Source organism: Streptococcus cristatus ATCC 51100 (genome assembly GCF_011612585.1).
Classification (GTDB): Bacteria; Bacillota; Bacilli; order Lactobacillales; family Streptococcaceae; genus Streptococcus; species Streptococcus cristatus_H.
Genome location: NZ_CP050133.1, coordinates 1,824,567 through 1,842,039, shown reverse-complemented (window position 1 = coordinate 1,842,039; position 17,473 = coordinate 1,824,567). Strand labels below are relative to the sequence as shown.

Annotated in this window: 11 protein-coding genes; 9 read left to right on the top strand and 2 right to left on the bottom strand. The window is 40.2% G+C overall.

Annotated features, from left to right (window positions below; genetic code table 11):
- The first annotated feature begins 260 nt into the window (after window positions 1-260).
- From HBA50_RS09130 to HBA50_RS09090, 9 genes are all read left to right on the top strand, one after another.
- Window positions 261-1,616 carry a reverse transcriptase/maturase family protein gene (locus tag HBA50_RS09130; RefSeq protein WP_045498005.1) on the top strand — a complete coding sequence of 452 codons (1,356 nt, stop codon included), beginning with the start codon at window positions 261-263 and terminating at the stop codon, window positions 1,614-1,616.
- The gene (locus HBA50_RS09125) at window positions 1,613-2,842 is read left to right on the top strand and encodes a restriction endonuclease subunit S (RefSeq protein WP_045498003.1); all 1,230 of its coding nucleotides are present in this window, start codon (window positions 1,613-1,615) and stop codon (window positions 2,840-2,842) included. The genes HBA50_RS09130 and HBA50_RS09125 overlap by 4 nt, the downstream gene beginning before the upstream one ends.
- A 9-nt stretch (window positions 2,843-2,851) precedes the next feature.
- Window positions 2,852-4,720 carry a DUF4435 domain-containing protein gene (locus tag HBA50_RS09120; protein ID WP_045498000.1) on the top strand — a complete coding sequence of 623 codons (1,869 nt, stop codon included), beginning with the start codon at window positions 2,852-2,854 and terminating at the stop codon, window positions 4,718-4,720.
- Window positions 4,721-4,764: 44 nt separating this feature from the next.
- The gene (locus tag HBA50_RS09115; protein WP_045497997.1) at window positions 4,765-6,366 is read left to right on the top strand and encodes a type I restriction-modification system subunit M; all 1,602 of its coding nucleotides are present in this window, start codon (window positions 4,765-4,767) and stop codon (window positions 6,364-6,366) included.
- A 130-nt stretch (window positions 6,367-6,496) separates the two neighbouring features.
- Window positions 6,497-6,835, top strand: coding sequence for a type II toxin-antitoxin system RelE/ParE family toxin (locus tag HBA50_RS09110; RefSeq protein WP_045497994.1), 339 nt, complete (start codon window positions 6,497-6,499; stop codon window positions 6,833-6,835).
- Complete coding sequence (locus tag HBA50_RS09105) at window positions 6,828-7,913, top strand: HigA family addiction module antitoxin (protein WP_045497990.1); 1,086 nt, start codon at window positions 6,828-6,830, stop codon at window positions 7,911-7,913. The genes HBA50_RS09110 and HBA50_RS09105 overlap by 8 nt, the downstream gene beginning before the upstream one ends.
- 377 nt (window positions 7,914-8,290) lie before the next feature.
- The gene (metE, locus tag HBA50_RS09100) at window positions 8,291-10,543 is read left to right on the top strand and encodes a 5-methyltetrahydropteroyltriglutamate--homocysteine S-methyltransferase (RefSeq protein WP_045497987.1); all 2,253 of its coding nucleotides are present in this window, start codon (window positions 8,291-8,293) and stop codon (window positions 10,541-10,543) included.
- A gap of 103 nt (window positions 10,544-10,646) precedes the next feature.
- Complete coding sequence (gene metF / locus HBA50_RS09095) at window positions 10,647-11,525, top strand: methylenetetrahydrofolate reductase [NAD(P)H] (RefSeq protein WP_045497984.1); 879 nt, start codon at window positions 10,647-10,649, stop codon at window positions 11,523-11,525.
- A gap of 165 nt (window positions 11,526-11,690) precedes the next feature.
- The gene (locus HBA50_RS09090) at window positions 11,691-14,720 is read left to right on the top strand and encodes an ATP-binding protein (protein WP_045497981.1); all 3,030 of its coding nucleotides are present in this window, start codon (window positions 11,691-11,693) and stop codon (window positions 14,718-14,720) included.
- Window positions 14,721-14,798: 78 nt separating this feature from the next.
- Here HBA50_RS09090 and hutG read toward each other — a convergent pair whose 3' ends face one another.
- Window positions 14,799-15,788, bottom strand: coding sequence for a formimidoylglutamase (gene hutG / locus HBA50_RS09085; protein WP_142322413.1), 990 nt, complete (start codon window positions 15,786-15,788; stop codon window positions 14,799-14,801).
- A gap of 141 nt (window positions 15,789-15,929) precedes the next feature.
- Complete coding sequence (hutH, locus tag HBA50_RS09080; RefSeq protein ID WP_045498408.1) at window positions 15,930-17,471, bottom strand: histidine ammonia-lyase; 1,542 nt, start codon at window positions 17,469-17,471, stop codon at window positions 15,930-15,932.
- Between the last annotated feature and the right edge of the window lie 2 nt (window positions 17,472-17,473).

Here is a 17,473-nt window from a genome sequence, read left to right as displayed (position 1 = left end):
TGTGAAACTATCAAAGCGCTACATTCCGCACTTTGGATCCGACCTTCGCTTATCAATTGAAGCGGAGCTCAGTTCGGCTCTTATGCAAACTCTAATTGAGTGTTTCTATACAAGAAAGGTGAAACAGTTTATGTTGTTCTTTACACTTCTTAAGATAACAAGCAATTATTTAATATTCGGTAGTTAGTAATAGTAGTTAAGCGTGCAATATTAACTTTTTAGGATTACCGACCTATTGTTAATATTGCTCCTTTTGATGTATGAAAAAAATTAATTTTGATTTATATAGATGCAAAGGTTATTTGCATATTGATAAACAAGTTTCTATTCATAAAGTTAAGAATTACATTGTAAACCCAGAGAAGATTGCTCACCATAGCTTTCTTCCTTTTTTGTGTTACAATAAAATATCAGAAAAATTTGTTGGATACGAGCGTGCTAGTACGGGAAATAGGCCTGTAAAACAAAAAATACGTACTCTAATGTATTCGGGTCACTTAGATAGTTTCATTTATAAATATTATTCCGATATTTTAAATATCTATTATAACGAATGGATTACAGAAGCAAAGCTTGATAAATATTCTGTTGCTTATCGAACTAATAGAAAGCATCAAAGTAACATTAATTTTGCAGCGGAGGCAATTCATTTCATAGAGAAACAATCTACTGCATATGTTATAGTTGGTGATTTTGAAAAATTTTTTGATACTCTTGATCATGAGTTATTAAAGGAAAGATTGTCTGCTATTTTAAATGTTAAACAATTACCGCCAGATTGGTATAATATTTATAAATCTTTAACAAAATTTGCATTTATTGATAAGGAAACTTTAGATAATTCTGATAATCCTTTGGTTCAACATAATTATATTAGTTATTTTAAAAATATTAGAGATTTTAGAAAGTTTAAAAAAGAAAATAAGTGTAAATTGAATAAGAATTCTTACGGAATACCACAAGGTAATTCTTTAAGTGGAATATTAGCTAATATTTATGCTATTGATTTTGATAAATGTATGTCTGATATTTCCAAAGATTTCGATGGCTTTTATCAAAGATATTCAGATGACTTTATTCTAGTTTTGAACATCGAAAAACTAATTGATAAGTACGGAGAAGATTATGTTGAAAAAGTAAATGAAATTATTGAAGACCTTTCAAAAACAAACAGAATATATTTACAATTGGAGAAGATTAAAACTTATTTTATCAAAGATAAAATCGTTATAAATAATAATGACAGAGTATGCCAAATTGATTATTTAGGTTTTTCGTTTGATGGAAAAAATGTAAAAATAAGAGAAAAGAGTATCTATAAATTCTATAGAAATGCTCGAAAGTTAATATATGATTCAAAAGTAATACAAAAGAGAAAAGGGCTGGCAAAATTGCCTAATCGACATAAAATTTATTCTTTATATACCGATTTTGGGAGATCCAAATATTATCCGAGTAATTTTATTAGCTATGCAAAGCGTGCTCAACATATTTTTAATAAAATTAGTCCAAATACTAACAATTTGATGTTAGCACAATTAAAAAATAGAAAGAAAAAAATTGAGAGTGCGTTAGGGTATCGAATACATTCTCGTATAGAAAAGAGTAATAAATGAAAAATGAATCACCTAAATATAGATTTGATAAATTTGATGAGAATTGGCTTCTTGTAAAGATTAGTAATGCAGCTTGTCAGTTCAAAACCGGAGGAACTCCAAGTACCAAAGAGCCGATCTTTTGGGATGGCACTATACCGTGGATTCAATCATCAGATTTACAGAAGGATAAATTATTTGGTGTAAAACCTCAAAAATTTATTTCAGAGGAGGGGTTACAAAATTCATCAGCTAAATTAATTCCTAAAAATTCTATTGCTGTTGTTACCAGAGTTGGTGTTGGTAAATTGGCTATCATAGATCAAGATTACGCAACAAGCCAAGATTTTTTGTCTCTCTCAGATTTAAAAGGAGATACTCATTTTCTAGTCTATAGTATCTATAGAATGCTGCAAAAAGAAAGTACACAGCTACAAGGAACTTCAATTAAAGGAATTACTAAAGAAGACTTACTTTCTAAGAAAATAAGTCTTCCAAGGATTGAAGAACAATCCGCTATCGGTTCCCTTTTCCGCACCCTCGACGACCTTTTGGCAAGCTACAAAGACAATCTCGCCAACTACCAAGCTCTCAAGGCGACCATGCTCTCCAAGATGTTTCCCAAAGCTGGACAGACAGTTCCTGAGATTCGTTTGGATGGATTTGAAGGTGAGTGGGAAGTTCAAACTTTAAAAGAATTAGCTAGTTTTTCTAAAGGGAATGGATATACCAAAAATGACTTGGTTAATTCTGGCAAAGAGATAATTCTATATGGTCGACTTTATACTAATTACCAAACTGTAATTTCTAAAGTTAATACTTTTGTTACTACAGTAAAAGTAAATGCTGTGATTAGTAAAGGTGGAGAAGTTATAGTTCCAGCATCTGGTGAAAGTGCAGAGGATATTTCAAGAGCGTCAGTTGTTGAAAAATCAGGAATTATTTTGGGTGGTGATTTAAATATAATCAATCCAGATGAAAATAAAGTGGACTCTATCTTTTTGGCTTTAACCATTTCAAATGGAAGTCAACAGAAAGAATTGATTAAAAGAGCACAAGGTAAATCAGTCGTTCACTTAAGAAAAAACGACTTAGAAAAAGTTGTTTTACACTATCCAGCTATGGAGGAACAACATGCCATTGGCGCTTACTTTTCAAATCTCGATAACCTCATCAACGGTTACCGAGAAAAAATTACTCAGCTTGAGACGTTGAAAAAGAAACTCTTGCAGGATATGTTTATTTAAGGAGGAATTATGTATCGCTCTGTTAAAGAATTAATTGAAAATTTAGAATCCGAAAAGAAAAGACTTCAAGATATCTTTAGTGAATTAGCTGATTATGAAAAAGAAGCATATCATATTCAATATCAGCAAGTAGATAATTATTTTTCAACTCTTATTGATTTGATTAATAACGAACTAAATGATGAGTTTTTATCTGGTGATATAACAGAAAAGTATAAAAATCTGCGTGATAATTGGCTAGAAAGTATATACTATTGCTTTGGTAGTGATGTTTATGTGTATGAAACAAACCTACCTCAAATTTTAGAGAATTTTAAAGTAATTAAACTTTTCTCGTTTATTTCAAAAGTGGAGTCTACAACGGTTATTATAGGAGCTAATGGAGCAGGAAAATCAAGTCTTATTAATGAATTACGGAAGAATAGTATAGATGAGATGTATGTTTTACCTGCTCAAAAATTATTATATTTTGTCTCTAATGTTTTTGGTCGTGATAGTATTAATAAAGACAAATATATAGAAGGCTTGAAAAAAGCAGAAATTAAATATAACACGATTGAAATACAGACTTATAATATCGAGAATGATTTTTCCAGTTCTTTTACTAAAATGATAACGTTATTGGTAAAAGATTATACAAATATTGCTACCCGTAAATCACGAGGAGAAAAAGATTTACATTTAGCTTTATGGGATAGAGTAGAGCAGGTTTGGAATCTCATATTACCTGAAATAAAATTTATTCTAGAACCTGATAATAGAGTTGTTGAAGTTGAAAAAAATGGCTCTAGATATAGTATAAATGGGCTTAGTGATGGGGAGCGGTGCATATTGTTTTATATAGGTAATGTCTTTCTTGCTCCAGAAAATAGCTATATTGTTATTGATGAACCAGAAACTTTTTTAAATGCTGCAGTCTATAATGAATTATGGGACTTACTGATATCAGAACGTCCTGACTGTCAATTCATTTTTGCTTCACATAATATGGATTTTGTTCAATCAAGAACAAACGCTACCTATTTGTGGTGTAAGAAATTTGAAGCACCTTATGATTTGGATTATGAGATATTAGAAGAATCACAAGAAATTCCTTTATCCTTATTAACTGAAGTATCTGGGACAAGAAAGCCGATCCTATTTTGCGAGGGGACTAAAACTAGTCTGGACTATCAAATATATTCCAAATTATTCAGTGAATTTTGTTTTGTAAAACCAGTTCAAGGACATAAACAGGTTATCCAACATACAAAAGCCTATAATAATTTACAACATTTACATGGTAATACAGCATATGGAATTATAGATAATGACTGGATGGATGAAAGTAGTATTCAAGTATACAAAGAACAGGCTATTTTTGTTCTTCCATTTAATGAAATAGAGATGATTTTAGTAGATGAATCAGTAGTGAAATCTGTATTACCATTTGATGATAATACAGGACAACAGCGAAAATTTAATAATTTTAAAGATGCGATTATTAGTTCATGTAGAGAGAAAAAAGATAAAATAATAAATATTGCCTTGAAAAAGAGACTTGATGAATTTATGGAAAGTCATTTTATTGAAAAAAGTGAACCAAATGAACACGATGCTCATGTGTTTTTAGATAGCTTAGCCTCTGAATTTGATGTAGATTCAACGTTTAATAAAATCAATTCTATCGTTGAAGCAAGTTTGGATTCATCTAATTTTTCAGCAATTTTAAAAATTTGTAATTTAAAGGAAGAAATAACAGAGTATAGAGGAAACACAGAAATAACTCCTAAGTTCAAAGAAAAAGCTTTAAGTCGAATTTCATTGGATAGTGATTTACAGAAAGAACTACGTCATAAATATTTTGAAGAATTGGAAGCAAAACTATTGAACCATTAAATTAATTTTTGATATTTTGGATTAAGCAAAAAGAAAGAAACACTATGGAAACAACACAAACTTCCCAGTCGCTTTACCAAGCCCTGTGGAACTCAGCGGATGTTCTCCGCTCTAAGATGGATGCTAATGACTATAAGTCCTATCTTTTGGGCATGGTCTTTTACAAGTATCTGTCTGATAAGATGCTCTTTTTCGTGGCGGAGACTATGGAGGAGGGGACAGATAGTCTGGAGGATGCCCTTGAGGTCTATCGCTCCTACTACGAGGATGCGGACACTCACGAGGATCTCCTCACGGTCATGAAGGATGAACTCAACTATAGTATCAAGCCAGACCTGACCTTTACCGCTCTAGTAGCACGTGTCAATGAGGGAACTTTTCAGCTGGAAGATCTGGCGCAGGGCTTTCGAGATATTGAGCAGAGCGACGACCTCTATGAAAATCTCTTTGAAGATATCGACCTCTACTCTAAAAAGTTAGGGGCAACTCCACAAAAGCAAAACCAAACGGTGGCGGCAGTTATGAAGGAGTTGGCTGTTCTAGATGTAGCTGGTCATGCGGGCGATATGCTGGGGGATGCCTATGAGTATCTGATCGGTCAGTTTGCGACTGACTCGGGTAAAAAGGCTGGTGAGTTTTATACACCTCAGCCTGTTGCCAAACTCATGACTCAGATTGCCTTTTTAGGTCGTGAGGACCAGCAAGGTTTTACCATCTATGATGCGACCATGGGCTCTGGCTCTCTCTTGCTCAATGCCAAGAAATACTCTCATAAACCGCAGACGGTGGTCTACTTCGGTCAGGAGCTCAATACCTCCACTTATAACTTGGCTCGGATGAACATGATTCTACACGGTGTTCCAGTTGAGAATCAATTTCTCCACAATGCTGATACACTAGACGAAGACTGGCCGACTCAAGAACCGACCAACTTTGATGGGGTTCTCATGAACCCTCCATACTCTGCCAAGTGGTCCGCAAGTTCTGGCTTCCTGAATGATCCTCGTTTCTCTCCTTTTGGGAAACTAGCACCTCAGTCCAAGGCTGACTTTGCCTTCCTTTTACATGGTTACTACCATCTCAAGCAAGATAATGGAGTTATGACTATCGTCCTTCCTCATGGTGTTCTTTTCCGTGGTAATGCGGAAGGGACCATTCGTAAGGCCTTGCTAGAAGAAGGGGCTATTGATACGGTTATTGGTCTACCTGCCAATATCTTCTTTAATACCAGCATTCCGACCACGGTCATCATTCTCAAAAAGAACCGCATCAATCGTGATGTCTACTTTATCGATGCCTCTAAGGAATTTGATAAGGGGAAAAACCAGAATATCATGACGGATGTTCATATCGAGAAGATTCTGGAAGCCTACAAGTCTCGTGAGGAGATTGATAAGTTTGCCCATCTAGCAAGCTATGAAGAAATTGTCGAAAATGACTATAACCTTAATATTCCTCGCTATGTAGATACCTTTGAGGAGGAAGAAGTAGAGCTACTAACAGAAATCGTCAGCAAGATTAATGATACAAATAAAGCAATCGAAAGCCAAACAGCTTCGCTACTAGAGATGCTTAATCAACTCCACGGAACCACACCAGAAGCCGATGCTGAGCTCAAACAGTTTCTGAAGGAGTTCAAAGGGTGATGGGAAAGTAGTTAGATACGTCAACCCGACTTAAAATCCCAGCCAAATTAACTTTTGGCTGGTTTTTATTGTCTAAAGATGCTATAATTAAATTACCCAAAAGGTAATTTAATTTAACAGAAAGGGACTTATGAAGCTTATCTATACAAACAAAACTGTTAAAAAGCAGTGCACAGAGCTGAGACAAGCGAAAAAGGATTTTTCGGATAAGATTGCTGTAAAGTTGCATCAGTTGATCAACTTTTTGGAAGCGGCGGATTCTTTGGCTAGTGTGACAGCTTTTCCTAAATATCACTTTCACCAACTCAAGGGAAAGAGACAGGGACAGTTTGCTTTGGATATAGATGGTCGAAGGAGTTCCTATCGGTTGATTGTAGAATTTCGTGATGAGGATCTAGAAAAGGTATTTCCTAGTCCCGTTGAAATCGAAATTCTAAAAATAGAGGAGGTCAGCAATCACTATGAGTAATAAAATTGTTGAATATAAAGACCTGATTGCTTTTCATCCAGGTCAGTATGTTGAAGAGTTGATTGAAGATTATAATGTGACGCAAAAAGAATTTGCAGAGCGTTTGGGAGTTTCTGCAAAGACTGTCAGCAAGCTCGTCAATGCTGAGGAGTCTATTAGTAAGGAGACGGCTCATAAGTTGGCCAAGCTAAGCGGAGTTTCCATGCAAACCTGGCTCAATCTTCAGAATGCTTACGATGTAAAAGTTGCAGAGATTGCAGAGCAAAGAGAGCTGGAAGAAGGTGGCGAGAAAGAAATCTGTGAGATGATTGATTTCAAGTATTTTAAGGAAAAAGGTTACGTTCCAGACAAACGCTATACCTTGAAAGAAAAGATTGTCGAGCTTCGCAAGATTTTAGGTGTGGCGAATTTAAAAAACCTCACGACTTTCAACCATCTAGTGAGTTATCGGAATACACGTGAGTTTACGCCTAAAAGTATAGTCAACTCCAATATCATGCTAGAGTTGGCATCTAAAAAGGCGCGTGATAAAACAACTACTAAGCTCAATCGTAGAAAACTAGAGAAAAATCTGCCTGCTTTGAGAGGGTTGACTAGGCAAGATCCAGAAGTCTTTCCTCAACGCTTGTCTGATATCTTGCTAGACTGTGGTGTTGTTCTAGTCGGTCTACCTGCTTTGGCAAATGCTAATCTGAATGGTGCTACAAAAAAATTCAGCAATGGTAGTGCCTTGCTATTATTGACAGACCGAAACAAGGCATCCGATATTTTCTGGTTTTCACTTTTCCATGAGATTGGGCACATTTTACAGAACGATTTTTCATCTGAAGACGGAAACAGTGACTCATACCGACGTTCTGAGGAACAGGCAGACCAGTTTGCAAAAGATCTCTTGATTAGACCTGAAGCCTATCAAGCTTTTGTAGAAAAAGGAAACTTTGATAAGTCGGACATCCTTCAATTTGCCGAAGAAATAAATATTCACCCGAGTATTGTTCTAGGAAGATTACAAAATGAGGGCATTCTCAGTTTTGATCGTTTCCGAGAACTAAAAGAAAATTATTACTTTGTATCCTAAGTGTCAGGAAATTTTTAGAAGATGAAAAGATGCTTAAAGTTTAGTATAGTTAGCAGAGGACTCCAATTGATTCGCTCATTTTATTAAAAAGCGATAAGAGAAATCAAAAATATCAAAATTTAGATAACCTATAGTCTTTTCTAATAACAAGTCATAGTTGTTTATAAGAATTAGCGATAGCCTGTTTTAATCTATAAACTAGTATGTAACTTAAAAACAAGCAAAAAAAGGGATTTGAGACACGTGTCTCAAATCTTTTTCTTTTGTATATAATAGTGATATAGTTTTAAACTATATCAAACTCTGGGAAATTCCAATTATACAGAGGGCAGATTTTCTGTTAAGATAGTTTCAACAACAATTTTTGGAGGACGTTTATGTCAACGACTATCATTGGTTTCCCTCGTTTGGGTGAATTCCGCGAATTAAAATTTACAACTGAAAAATACTTTAGAAATGAAATCTCAGCAGACGAACTCTTGGCAGCAGCGAAAGACTTGCGTGCGAAGCACTGGAACATTGTCAAAGAAAAAGGCATCACTGAAATCCCATCAAATGACTTTTCTCACTATGACAACTTCCTAGATGCAGCTTTCCTTTTCAACGTGGTGCCTGCTTCTGTTCAAAACTTGGACTTGACTGACCTTGAGCGCTACTTTGCCTTGGCGCGTGGTTACCAAGGAGAAAAAGGGGATGTGCGTGCTCTTCCGATGAAGAAATGGTTCAACACCAACTACCACTATATTGTTCCTAAGTTTGAAAAAGACACTCAAGTCAAACTTGCAGGTCACAAAATCTTTGATGAGTTCCAAGAAGCAAAAGAACTTGGATTGAACACTCGTCCTGTCCTTGTGGGTCCATTCACCTTCCTTCAATTGTCAGACTTTGAAGAAGGTGTGAAAGCAGAAGACTTCGTAGATAGCTTTGTAGCTGCTTACCAAGAAGTCTTTGCTAAATTAGCTGAACTTGGTGCAACTCGTATCCAACTCGACGAAGCAGCTCTTGTCAAAGACTTGACAGCTGAAGAAAAAGCTCTCTTCTTGAACATCTACAACAAACTCTTGGCTGATAAAAAAGGTCTTGAAGTCTTGCTTCAAACTTACTTTGGGGACGTTCGTGACGTCTACGCTGACCTTGTCAACTTGCCAGTAGATGCGATCGGTTTAGACTTCGTTGAAGGTAAGAAAACTCTTGAGCTTGTTAAAGGTGGCTTCCCAGCTGACAAGACTCTTTATGCGGGTATTGTCAATGGTAAGAACATCTGGCGCAACAACTACGAAAAGAGCTTGGCTGTTCTTGAGCAAATCCCAGCTGAAAACATTGTTTTGACAAGCTCATGCTCACTTCTTCATGTGCCATTTACAACTGCTAATGAAGAATTTGAGCCAGCTATCTTGAACCACTTTGCTTTTGCAGTAGAAAAATTGGATGAAATCCGTGACTTGGATGCTATCCGCAACGGTCAAGGTGCAGAAGCTCTTGCAGCAAACAAAGAACTCTTTGCGACTGAACGTGTTGGTGAAAATGCTGAACTTCGTGCTCGTATCGCTGGATTGACTGACGCAGACTACACTCGTTTGCCAGCCTTTGCAGAACGTGAAGCGATCCAAGAAGATGCCTTCAAACTTCCAGCTCTTCCAACAACAACCATCGGTTCATTCCCTCAAACAAAAGAAGTTCGTGCCAAACGTTTGGCCTTCCGCAAGGGTGAATTGTCAGCAGAAGACTATGACAAGTTCTTGGCAGAGCAAATCGACGAATGGATTAAATGGCAAGAAGAAGTTGGATTTGACGTACTGGTACACGGTGAGTTCGAGCGTAATGACATGGTTGAGTACTTCGGTCAAAACTTGTCAGGTTACCTCTTCTCTAAGAATGGTTGGGTACAATCATACGGTATGCGTGGGGTGAAACCACCAATCATCTGGGGTGATGTCACTCGTCTCAACCCAATCACTGTGAAATGGTCTAGCTATGCACAAAGCCGCACTGACAAACCTGTTAAAGGTATGTTGACTGGACCGGTTACCATCCTTAACTGGTCATTCCCACGTGAAGACATCTCTATCAAGGACTCAACTCTTCAAATCGCTCTTGCGATCAAGGATGAAGTTCTTGACCTTGAAGCTGCTGGCGTGAAAATTATCCAAATCGACGAGGCTGCTCTTCGTGAGAAATTGCCACTCCGTCGTAGCGACTGGTACGAAGACTACCTTGACTGGGCAATCCCTGCCTTCCGCTTGGTACACTCTACAGTTGCGCCAGATACTCAAATCCACACTCATATGTGTTACTCAGAATTTACCGATATCATCCCAGCTATTGACAACATGGATGCGGACGTTATTTCTTTCGAAGCAAGCCGTTCAAACCTTGAAATCTTGGACGAACTCAAAGCGAAAAACTTCCAAACAGAAGTGGGTCCTGGGGTTTACGATATCCACTCTCCTCGTGTGCCAAATGAAGGCGAAATCGACCACACAATCGAAGCGATCCTTGCTAAAGTACCAAGCAAGAAAGTTTGGATCAACCCTGACTGTGGCTTGAAAACACGTGGTATTCCAGAAACAAAAGAAAGCTTGATCCGCCTTGTAGAAGCGGCCAAAGCAGCTAGACAAAAACTGAATTAATATTATTTCTACATTTAAACTCAGCTCTGATAAACCTGCAACAAAGCTGTTTGCAGGTTTGTTATAGGCTGCTAGTTAGTAGATTGAAAGGAATTTTATCTCTATGGTGAATCGCCAAACTCCTAGTCTCTCATTTGAAGTATTTCCTCCTAATCCGGCAGTAGGCAATGATAAGATTTTTCAGGCGTTGAGGGAGATGCAAGATCTGGCTCCCCACTTTATCAGTGTGACTGCCAGCAATAATAAATTTGATATTGAGGAGACAACGGTTCGTTTGGCTGAGTTCATCTCCAATGACCTTGAGATTCCAACGATTGCCCATTTGCCAGCTGTTTATCTAACCAAGGAAATGGTATCCAATATCTTGCAGGCTTTGGATCGGGTTGGGGTCAATCAGATTTTGGCTTTGCGAGGCGATATTTTTCCAGATGTGGCTCCTAAGGATGATTTTAGATACGCGACTGACTTGATTGAGTATATCAAGACAGAGGCACCACATTTTGACATCATTGGTGCTTGCTATCCAGAGGGACACCCAGACTCACCAAACCAGATCTCAGATATTCAGAATCTCAAGAAGAAAGTGGATGCAGGCTGCTCTAGTCTTGTCACTCAGCTCTTCTTTGACAATGAACGTTTCTATGATTTCCAAGATAAGTGTACCTTGGCTGGAATTGATGTTCCGATTCATGCAGGTATCATGCCTATTCTTAACCGAAACCAAGCGCTTCGTCTTTTGAAAACATGTGAGAATATTCATCTTCCGCGCAAATTTAAGGCTATTCTGGATAAGTATGAACATGATCCAGAATCCCTGAGGACAGCTGGTTTAGCCTATGCGGTGGATCAAATTGTCGATTTGGTGACCCATGATGTAGCAGGAATCCATCTCTATACGATGAATAACGCGGCAACAGCTTACCATATCTATAAGGCGACCCATGCGCTTTTTAACCATACCCCATCCGTTCAATCTTTTTAAGATGAATGAAGAAACCACTAATCAGATTCATTTGCTGTTTAGTGGTTTTTGTTTATAGATTTTGATCATTTAGAAGCTGATAAATGATAGAGTCGTTTTTTCTTGCTTGCTAAAATGTCTTATTTTGTTTATATTAGTTCTATAAGGTTTCTTGGAGGCGTTTGCATGACGAAAAATCAGTTGAGGTTGAAATTGCTGGGAAGTCCGAGTGTCTTTCTCAATCAAGAGGAAGTTTTTTTCCCTTTTGCCAAAATCAATGCTCTGCTCTATTATCTCCATATCAATGGAACAGTCAATCGGGAGGAGATTGCAGGAATCCTCTGGGAAAACAAGGATAATCAGACCGCCAAAAAGAATCTGCGGAATACCATTTATCAGGCTAACAAGCTATTGGGCGGAGAATGGATTGTCGCTCCCAACCGGACTGTGCTATCGCTTAATCCCGAGTGCGCGATTGAAAGCGATGTAGAACTTTTCACGGACCATCCAGCGGAGCATCTGTCGCTCTATCAGGGTGATTTTCTGCAGGGCTTCTATCTCAAGGACAGTGAAGCCTTTGACTATTGGGTGTCCAAGATGCGGACGCGATATGAGCAGCTCTATATCCAGGCTTGCTACCAAAAGTTGGAAAAAGATCCATCAAATTTGGAGGAATCAGAGCGAAATCTGCGTCGTATGATCAGTATCGATGAGTTTGATGAGAAGAATTATCATCTGCTGATGAAGCTTTATCAGGAGAATGATCGACCTGGTAAGGTGATTGAGACTTATTATAACTTGGTCAATCTCTTGGACAAGGAATTGGGGATTAGTCCGAATGAAGCAATTCAACAGCTGTATCATGAAGTGATGGCCAAGGATCGCAGTGATCGTAAGATCAAGCAATTTTTACGTAATACAGACCACTTCTTTGGCCGAGTAGGTGAAATCAAGCGTTTGGAATCTTATTTTTCTAAGATTATAGAGAGGCAAGAACCTCGTGCGCTGCTCTTAGTCGGTGGTACTGGCATCGGTAAACGGACAGTGACCCGACAAGTACTGGCTAATCAGACCAAGTATTTCCAGATTGTCATGGCTGAGTGCTTTAAGGAAGAAATGACGGTCGAATTGCAGCCTTGGCGCAGTCTGCTAGATGGCTTGGGCGACTTAGTTATTCAGCATCAGATCCTTTCGACCAGCCAGTGGCAGGTTATTTTGGATAGTTATTTTCCGGTTATGGCAGGTGAAGCTTCGGATCTTGAGCCGAATACGGATCGTCTGGCTCGGTTTGTACTGGATATTTTGCAAAAGATTTCTAAGAAAAAGGCTCTGGTGATCTTGGTTGAGGACTGTCACTGGATGGATGAGGCAAGTGTGGCTGTTTTAGAGCAGGTTATGAACCATTTGAGGGATTATCCAGTAGCTTTTGTGTTGACCAAGCATCTGAGTACACCACCTTATCTTGGGCGCTTTTTCAATCGCTTATTGCTTCGTAACCAGCTAGACTGCATTGAACTGCAGCCGCTGGATTTTAAGTCTAGTGTGGCGTATTTGCAGGCCCAGACGGGACAGTTAGTCATATCTGAAGAACGGCTTGAGGCTATTTATCGGGTCAGTCAGGGCATTCCTTTCTTTCTGTCGGAGTATGCGGAACAGCTTCTGCGAGGTGAGAAATTCCAGCCATTGACCTCAGCTATTAAAGCAAAACTATCTCTGAAATTAGGCTATTTGAGCAGCCAGGAGGAGGAATTGGTTGACTATCTGGCTTGCTTCAGTTCCCCAGCTTCGGTAGCACTCTTAGCTAAGTTGCTAGGCCTATCTGTGGAAGAAGTGGTCGAAATTGCTGAAGGATTTGGGCAAAAACAGCTTTTAATAGAAGAGGAGCAGGAGGAATTGGTTTTACGGTTCAGCCAGGAGCTTTTGAGGATTTATGCTTATGAGCGCTTGCCGCTTGCCAAGAAGCGGATGCTACATCACCAGATTGCCCAAGGCATGGAAGACCAGCTAGGAGCCTCTCTCTATCATGCTCAGTTGCTCAATGACATCGCCTATCACTACAAGCTGTCCAAGCAGCCGATTAAGTCTCTGGAGTATGAGTTGCATTATCTCGAGGCTACCTTGCAGTTTCATCATGAGCTCTTTCCGATTTATTCGCGGGAGTTTGGCTTTATCGAAAAGACGGATGATAGCAATCAGTCCGCAGTTTTGGACCAATTTGATCGTATCCGTCGGGAAATAGGAGGATTAGAGAGAAGACACCAGAATCACAAAGATTTTCAGTTATTGGTTCTCCGCTTTCTCTATCTGGAAGGGCGCTATGCTATCCGGACGGGGAATTACCAGCAGGGAATGGACAACATCCAGCAGGTGATTGCTTCTGCTAAAGAGCTGCAGCAGATGGAGTTTCTCCTAGAAGGCTATCGGCAGATGATTTACTATTGCATCCAGACGGAGAATATTCCTGAGATGCGCTACTATACGGAGTTGGCCCTGGATGCTTCAGTTCAGGCTAATAATCACGAAGCTATTGCGATGAATCTTCGACTTAAGGGACTGTATCATCTCATGATTGGAGATGAGGAGCAGTCGCTCCGTCATCTCTACCAGTCTATCGATTGCTTTAGTTTGACGGCTTCGTTGCGCTCAAAGTATTCGATTCAGATTGCGGCGGCTCTAGATTATCTGGCAGAGATTGAGCAGATTCGTGGGAATTTCACAACAGCGCTGGCTCATCAGAAAGAGGCGATCGAGTTGACGGAAAATAAAACAGCAGAGCCTTCGATTTTTGCTTTCTATATAGGCTTGGGACTGACTTATTATCAGCTGAAAGATTATGAACAGGCGGAGCGAATCTTGCTGAAAGCGAAAGTAGCCCTAAAGTCGCTCAGCTTTCCTTGGAAGGAGACCCAGTTGGAAGTGTATTTGGCCTTGATTGGCTGTGAGAAGGGAGATTATCAGCCGGTGCTTGATCTGCTGCGGAAAAAGGATAGTCTCATTAGTCGCTATGGCAATCCGCGGGACAAGGGCTTGATCTACTATCTGATGGCTGTGATTAAGTATCGCCAGCTGGCTGGCAGCTTGCAGGAAGCTGGTTTTGAAAATTTACTAGCTCAGGACTTTGAAACTTATTATGAAACAGCCAAAAGCCAGCTCAATCCCTACCGGGATCGTCATCAACTAAAGGAATTAGAAAACTTACGTCGTACCTTGTCTTAAGAATTGAACACAAATAAAAGAGGATGAAAGCAATGTTCATCCTCTTTTGATGTTTGCAATGAAGTTTTTAAATGCCTATCAGTCATGGGCTTGCGCCCAGACTTGGGTCAGGTAAAAGACAAAACTGGCCGCTAGATTAGCCGTATGGTTGTCTATATCGTGAGGGGGAGAGACTTCGACGATGTCAAAGCCAATTAGCTTGCCTGAAGCAGCTATGTGCTGGAAGACCAGCACAGCCAGATTGGGATCCACACCGAGCGACTGGATGGCACTGACACCAGGAGCGGCGCCAGCTGCAAAGCAGTCAATATCAATGGTTAAATAGACCTGCTCCTTATCGGCTAGAAAAGCATCAACTACCTTGCAGACTTCCTTATGTCCCATTTGGTAGATATCCATTCCAGTCAGGAACTGGATAGCCTTAGACTTGGCTACAAAGTCAAAGAGAAAGAGGTTGTTATTGTGCTCCTGAATCCCTAGGATGAGGTAGTTAAAGATCTGTTTCTGAGCTAAGGTGTCATCAAACATTTGACGAAAACCGGTACCGGAGTTGGGACCCGTCTGATCGTAGGGGCGTAGGTCAAAATGGGCATCCATATTGATCACAGCTAAGTTTTGGTCAGGATTTAGTGACGACTTGAGACCTAGATAGTTGCCGTAGGCTGTTTCGTGACCGCCGCCTAGAACGATGGGACGGAGATTAAGCTCTCGTAGGCGTTTAACTACTCTCGCCAAGCTTTGCTGCAGTTGTTCCAGAGAGCGGTTAGGTCCGTCAATATCGCCAACGTCAAAGACTCGAACGTTTCTACCTAGATGCCAAGGAAGCTTGGCCAGCTGAGTTCGAATGGCTTGAGGACCTTCAACTGCGCCCACTCGGCCGTTATTGATATAGACACCCTTGTCGCTCTTGAAGCCAATCAGGGCAAAGTTCACCCCTTCAAAAGGAGTTAAGCTAGGATCATTTAAGTCCAGAAACTCAATGACCATACCCCATTTGGCAGTATATAGATTGTCCTCTGGACCTCGCTGATAGTAACGGTTGTCTAGCTGATAGTAATCTTCTAACATGATTTTGTCCTTTTCCATAACGATAGTTGCGACTTTATTATAAGAGTTTCCGCCAAGCCTGTCAATAACTTTTGGCGGGAAAAGAAGCCCAGCTGCATGAGAGCGGGCTTCTTAGGTTAACTTTTTACAGAGTCATCAGATTTAGAACTGAATGCTCAAGTCCACAGCCTTTTCAACGGTTGCTAGGAATTCTTCGTTTTCAATCAGCTCAGAAGCCTTGTTGAGCTCTTCGTAGATTTCGATGTCCTTATCAAACTCGATAAAGCGGACATGCTGACGGAAGAGGTCGTAGGCTGGCTTGGTCCCTTTGCCCAGTTCATGGTTTTCTGGTTTCAGATCCAGAGCTTGGCAGGCTGCCATGATTTCTGTTGTCACGATGCGGCGAGAATTCTTGAGAATTTCAGCTGCCTTGCGTGCTGCAGTAGTTCCCATGCTGACAAAGTCTTCTTGGTTCTCACAAGATGGGATAGAGTCTACGCTGGCTGGATGAGCTAGAACCTTGTTTTCAGAAGCAAGCGAAGCACAAGCGTACTGGGTAATCATAAAGCCAGAGTTGAGTCCTGGGTGTTTGACCAAGAAGGATGGTAGCTTGCTCAGTTGGCTGTTGACCAGACGTTCTACACGACGCTCGGATACATTACCGATTTCAGAAATAGCGATGCCGAGGAAGTCAAATGGCTGAGCCATTGGTTCTCCGTGGAAGTTACCGCCTGAGATGACATGGCCTTCCTTGGTGATGATAGGGTTGTCTGTAACAGAGTTGATTTCAATCTCTACCTTGGTCTTAACATAAGCGATAGAGTCCTTGCTGGCACCATGAATCTGCGGAATACAACGCAGGGTATAAGGGTCTTGGACCCGTTGTTGAGTAGCTACGGTCGTATTGCCACTGCCTTCCAGAAGGTTGCGGATATTGCGGGCTGTAGCCAGCTGTCCGCTTTGAGGACGGATGGTATGCAGGTCTTCTTCAAATGGACTGGTAATACCATTGTGGACCTCCATGGAAAGGGCGCCAGCGACATCTGACAATTTAAGCAGCTGGATGGCATCGTAGGTAGCCAGAGCTCCGATACCTGTCAGGACAGTCGTTCCGTTAATCAGCGCCAGCCCTTCCTTGGCTGCTAGAGCAATTTTCTCAATACCAGCCTTGTCCAAAGCTTCTTGGCCAGAGAACAGTTGACCTTGATAGTAAGCGTGGCCCAGTCCTAGCATAGGAAGCACCATGTGAGCCAGCGGTGCCAAGTCGCCAGAGGCACCGAGAGAGCCTTTTTCTGGAATAAATGGCACGACGCCTTTATTGAGCAATTCTAGAAGTTTTTCGACAGTAGAGAGACGGATACCAGAATAGCCCTTGACTAGAGAATTAATCCGAATTAACATGATAGCACGAACTGCATCTTCAGGAAGAGGATCGCCAAATCCTGAAGCATGGGTGCGAATCAAGTTTTCCTGCAGTTGAGTTGTATCTTCTGGCGAGATGCTGACATTGCAGAGGGAGCCAAAGCCAGTCGTAACACCGTAGACTACCCGCTTTTCGCGGACGATGTCATCTACGATTTTACGGGAAGCTTCTACAGCTTTCTTAGATTCTTGGTCAATTTCACAGGTGGCTCCATGACGAGCTACTGCAATGACATCTTCTAAAGTAAGGTGTTCGCCATCCAAATTGATTACATGTGTCATAA

Excerpts from the sequence above, each read along its gene's own strand:
- HBA50_RS09130 (WP_045498005.1), top strand. The coding sequence starts at position 261 with ATGAAAAAAATTAATTTTGATTTATATAGATGCAAAGGTTATTTGCAT.
- HBA50_RS09125 (WP_045498003.1), top strand. The coding sequence starts at position 1,613 with ATGAAAAATGAATCACCTAAATATAGATTTGATAAATTTGATGAGAAT.
- HBA50_RS09120 (WP_045498000.1), top strand. The coding sequence starts at position 2,852 with ATGTATCGCTCTGTTAAAGAATTAATTGAAAATTTAGAATCCGAAAAG.
- HBA50_RS09115 (WP_045497997.1), top strand. The coding sequence starts at position 4,765 with ATGGAAACAACACAAACTTCCCAGTCGCTTTACCAAGCCCTGTGGAAC.
- HBA50_RS09110 (WP_045497994.1), top strand. The coding sequence starts at position 6,497 with ATGAAGCTTATCTATACAAACAAAACTGTTAAAAAGCAGTGCACAGAG.
- HBA50_RS09105 (WP_045497990.1), top strand. The coding sequence starts at position 6,828 with ATGAGTAATAAAATTGTTGAATATAAAGACCTGATTGCTTTTCATCCA.
- metE (WP_045497987.1), top strand. The coding sequence starts at position 8,291 with ATGTCAACGACTATCATTGGTTTCCCTCGTTTGGGTGAATTCCGCGAA.
- metF (WP_045497984.1), top strand. The coding sequence starts at position 10,647 with ATGGTGAATCGCCAAACTCCTAGTCTCTCATTTGAAGTATTTCCTCCT.
- HBA50_RS09090 (WP_045497981.1), top strand. The coding sequence starts at position 11,691 with ATGACGAAAAATCAGTTGAGGTTGAAATTGCTGGGAAGTCCGAGTGTC.
- hutG (WP_142322413.1), bottom strand. The coding sequence starts at position 15,788 with ATGTTAGAAGATTACTATCAGCTAGACAACCGTTACTATCAGCGAGGT.
- hutH (WP_045498408.1), bottom strand. The coding sequence starts at position 17,471 with ATGACACATGTAATCAATTTGGATGGCGAACACCTTACTTTAGAAGAT.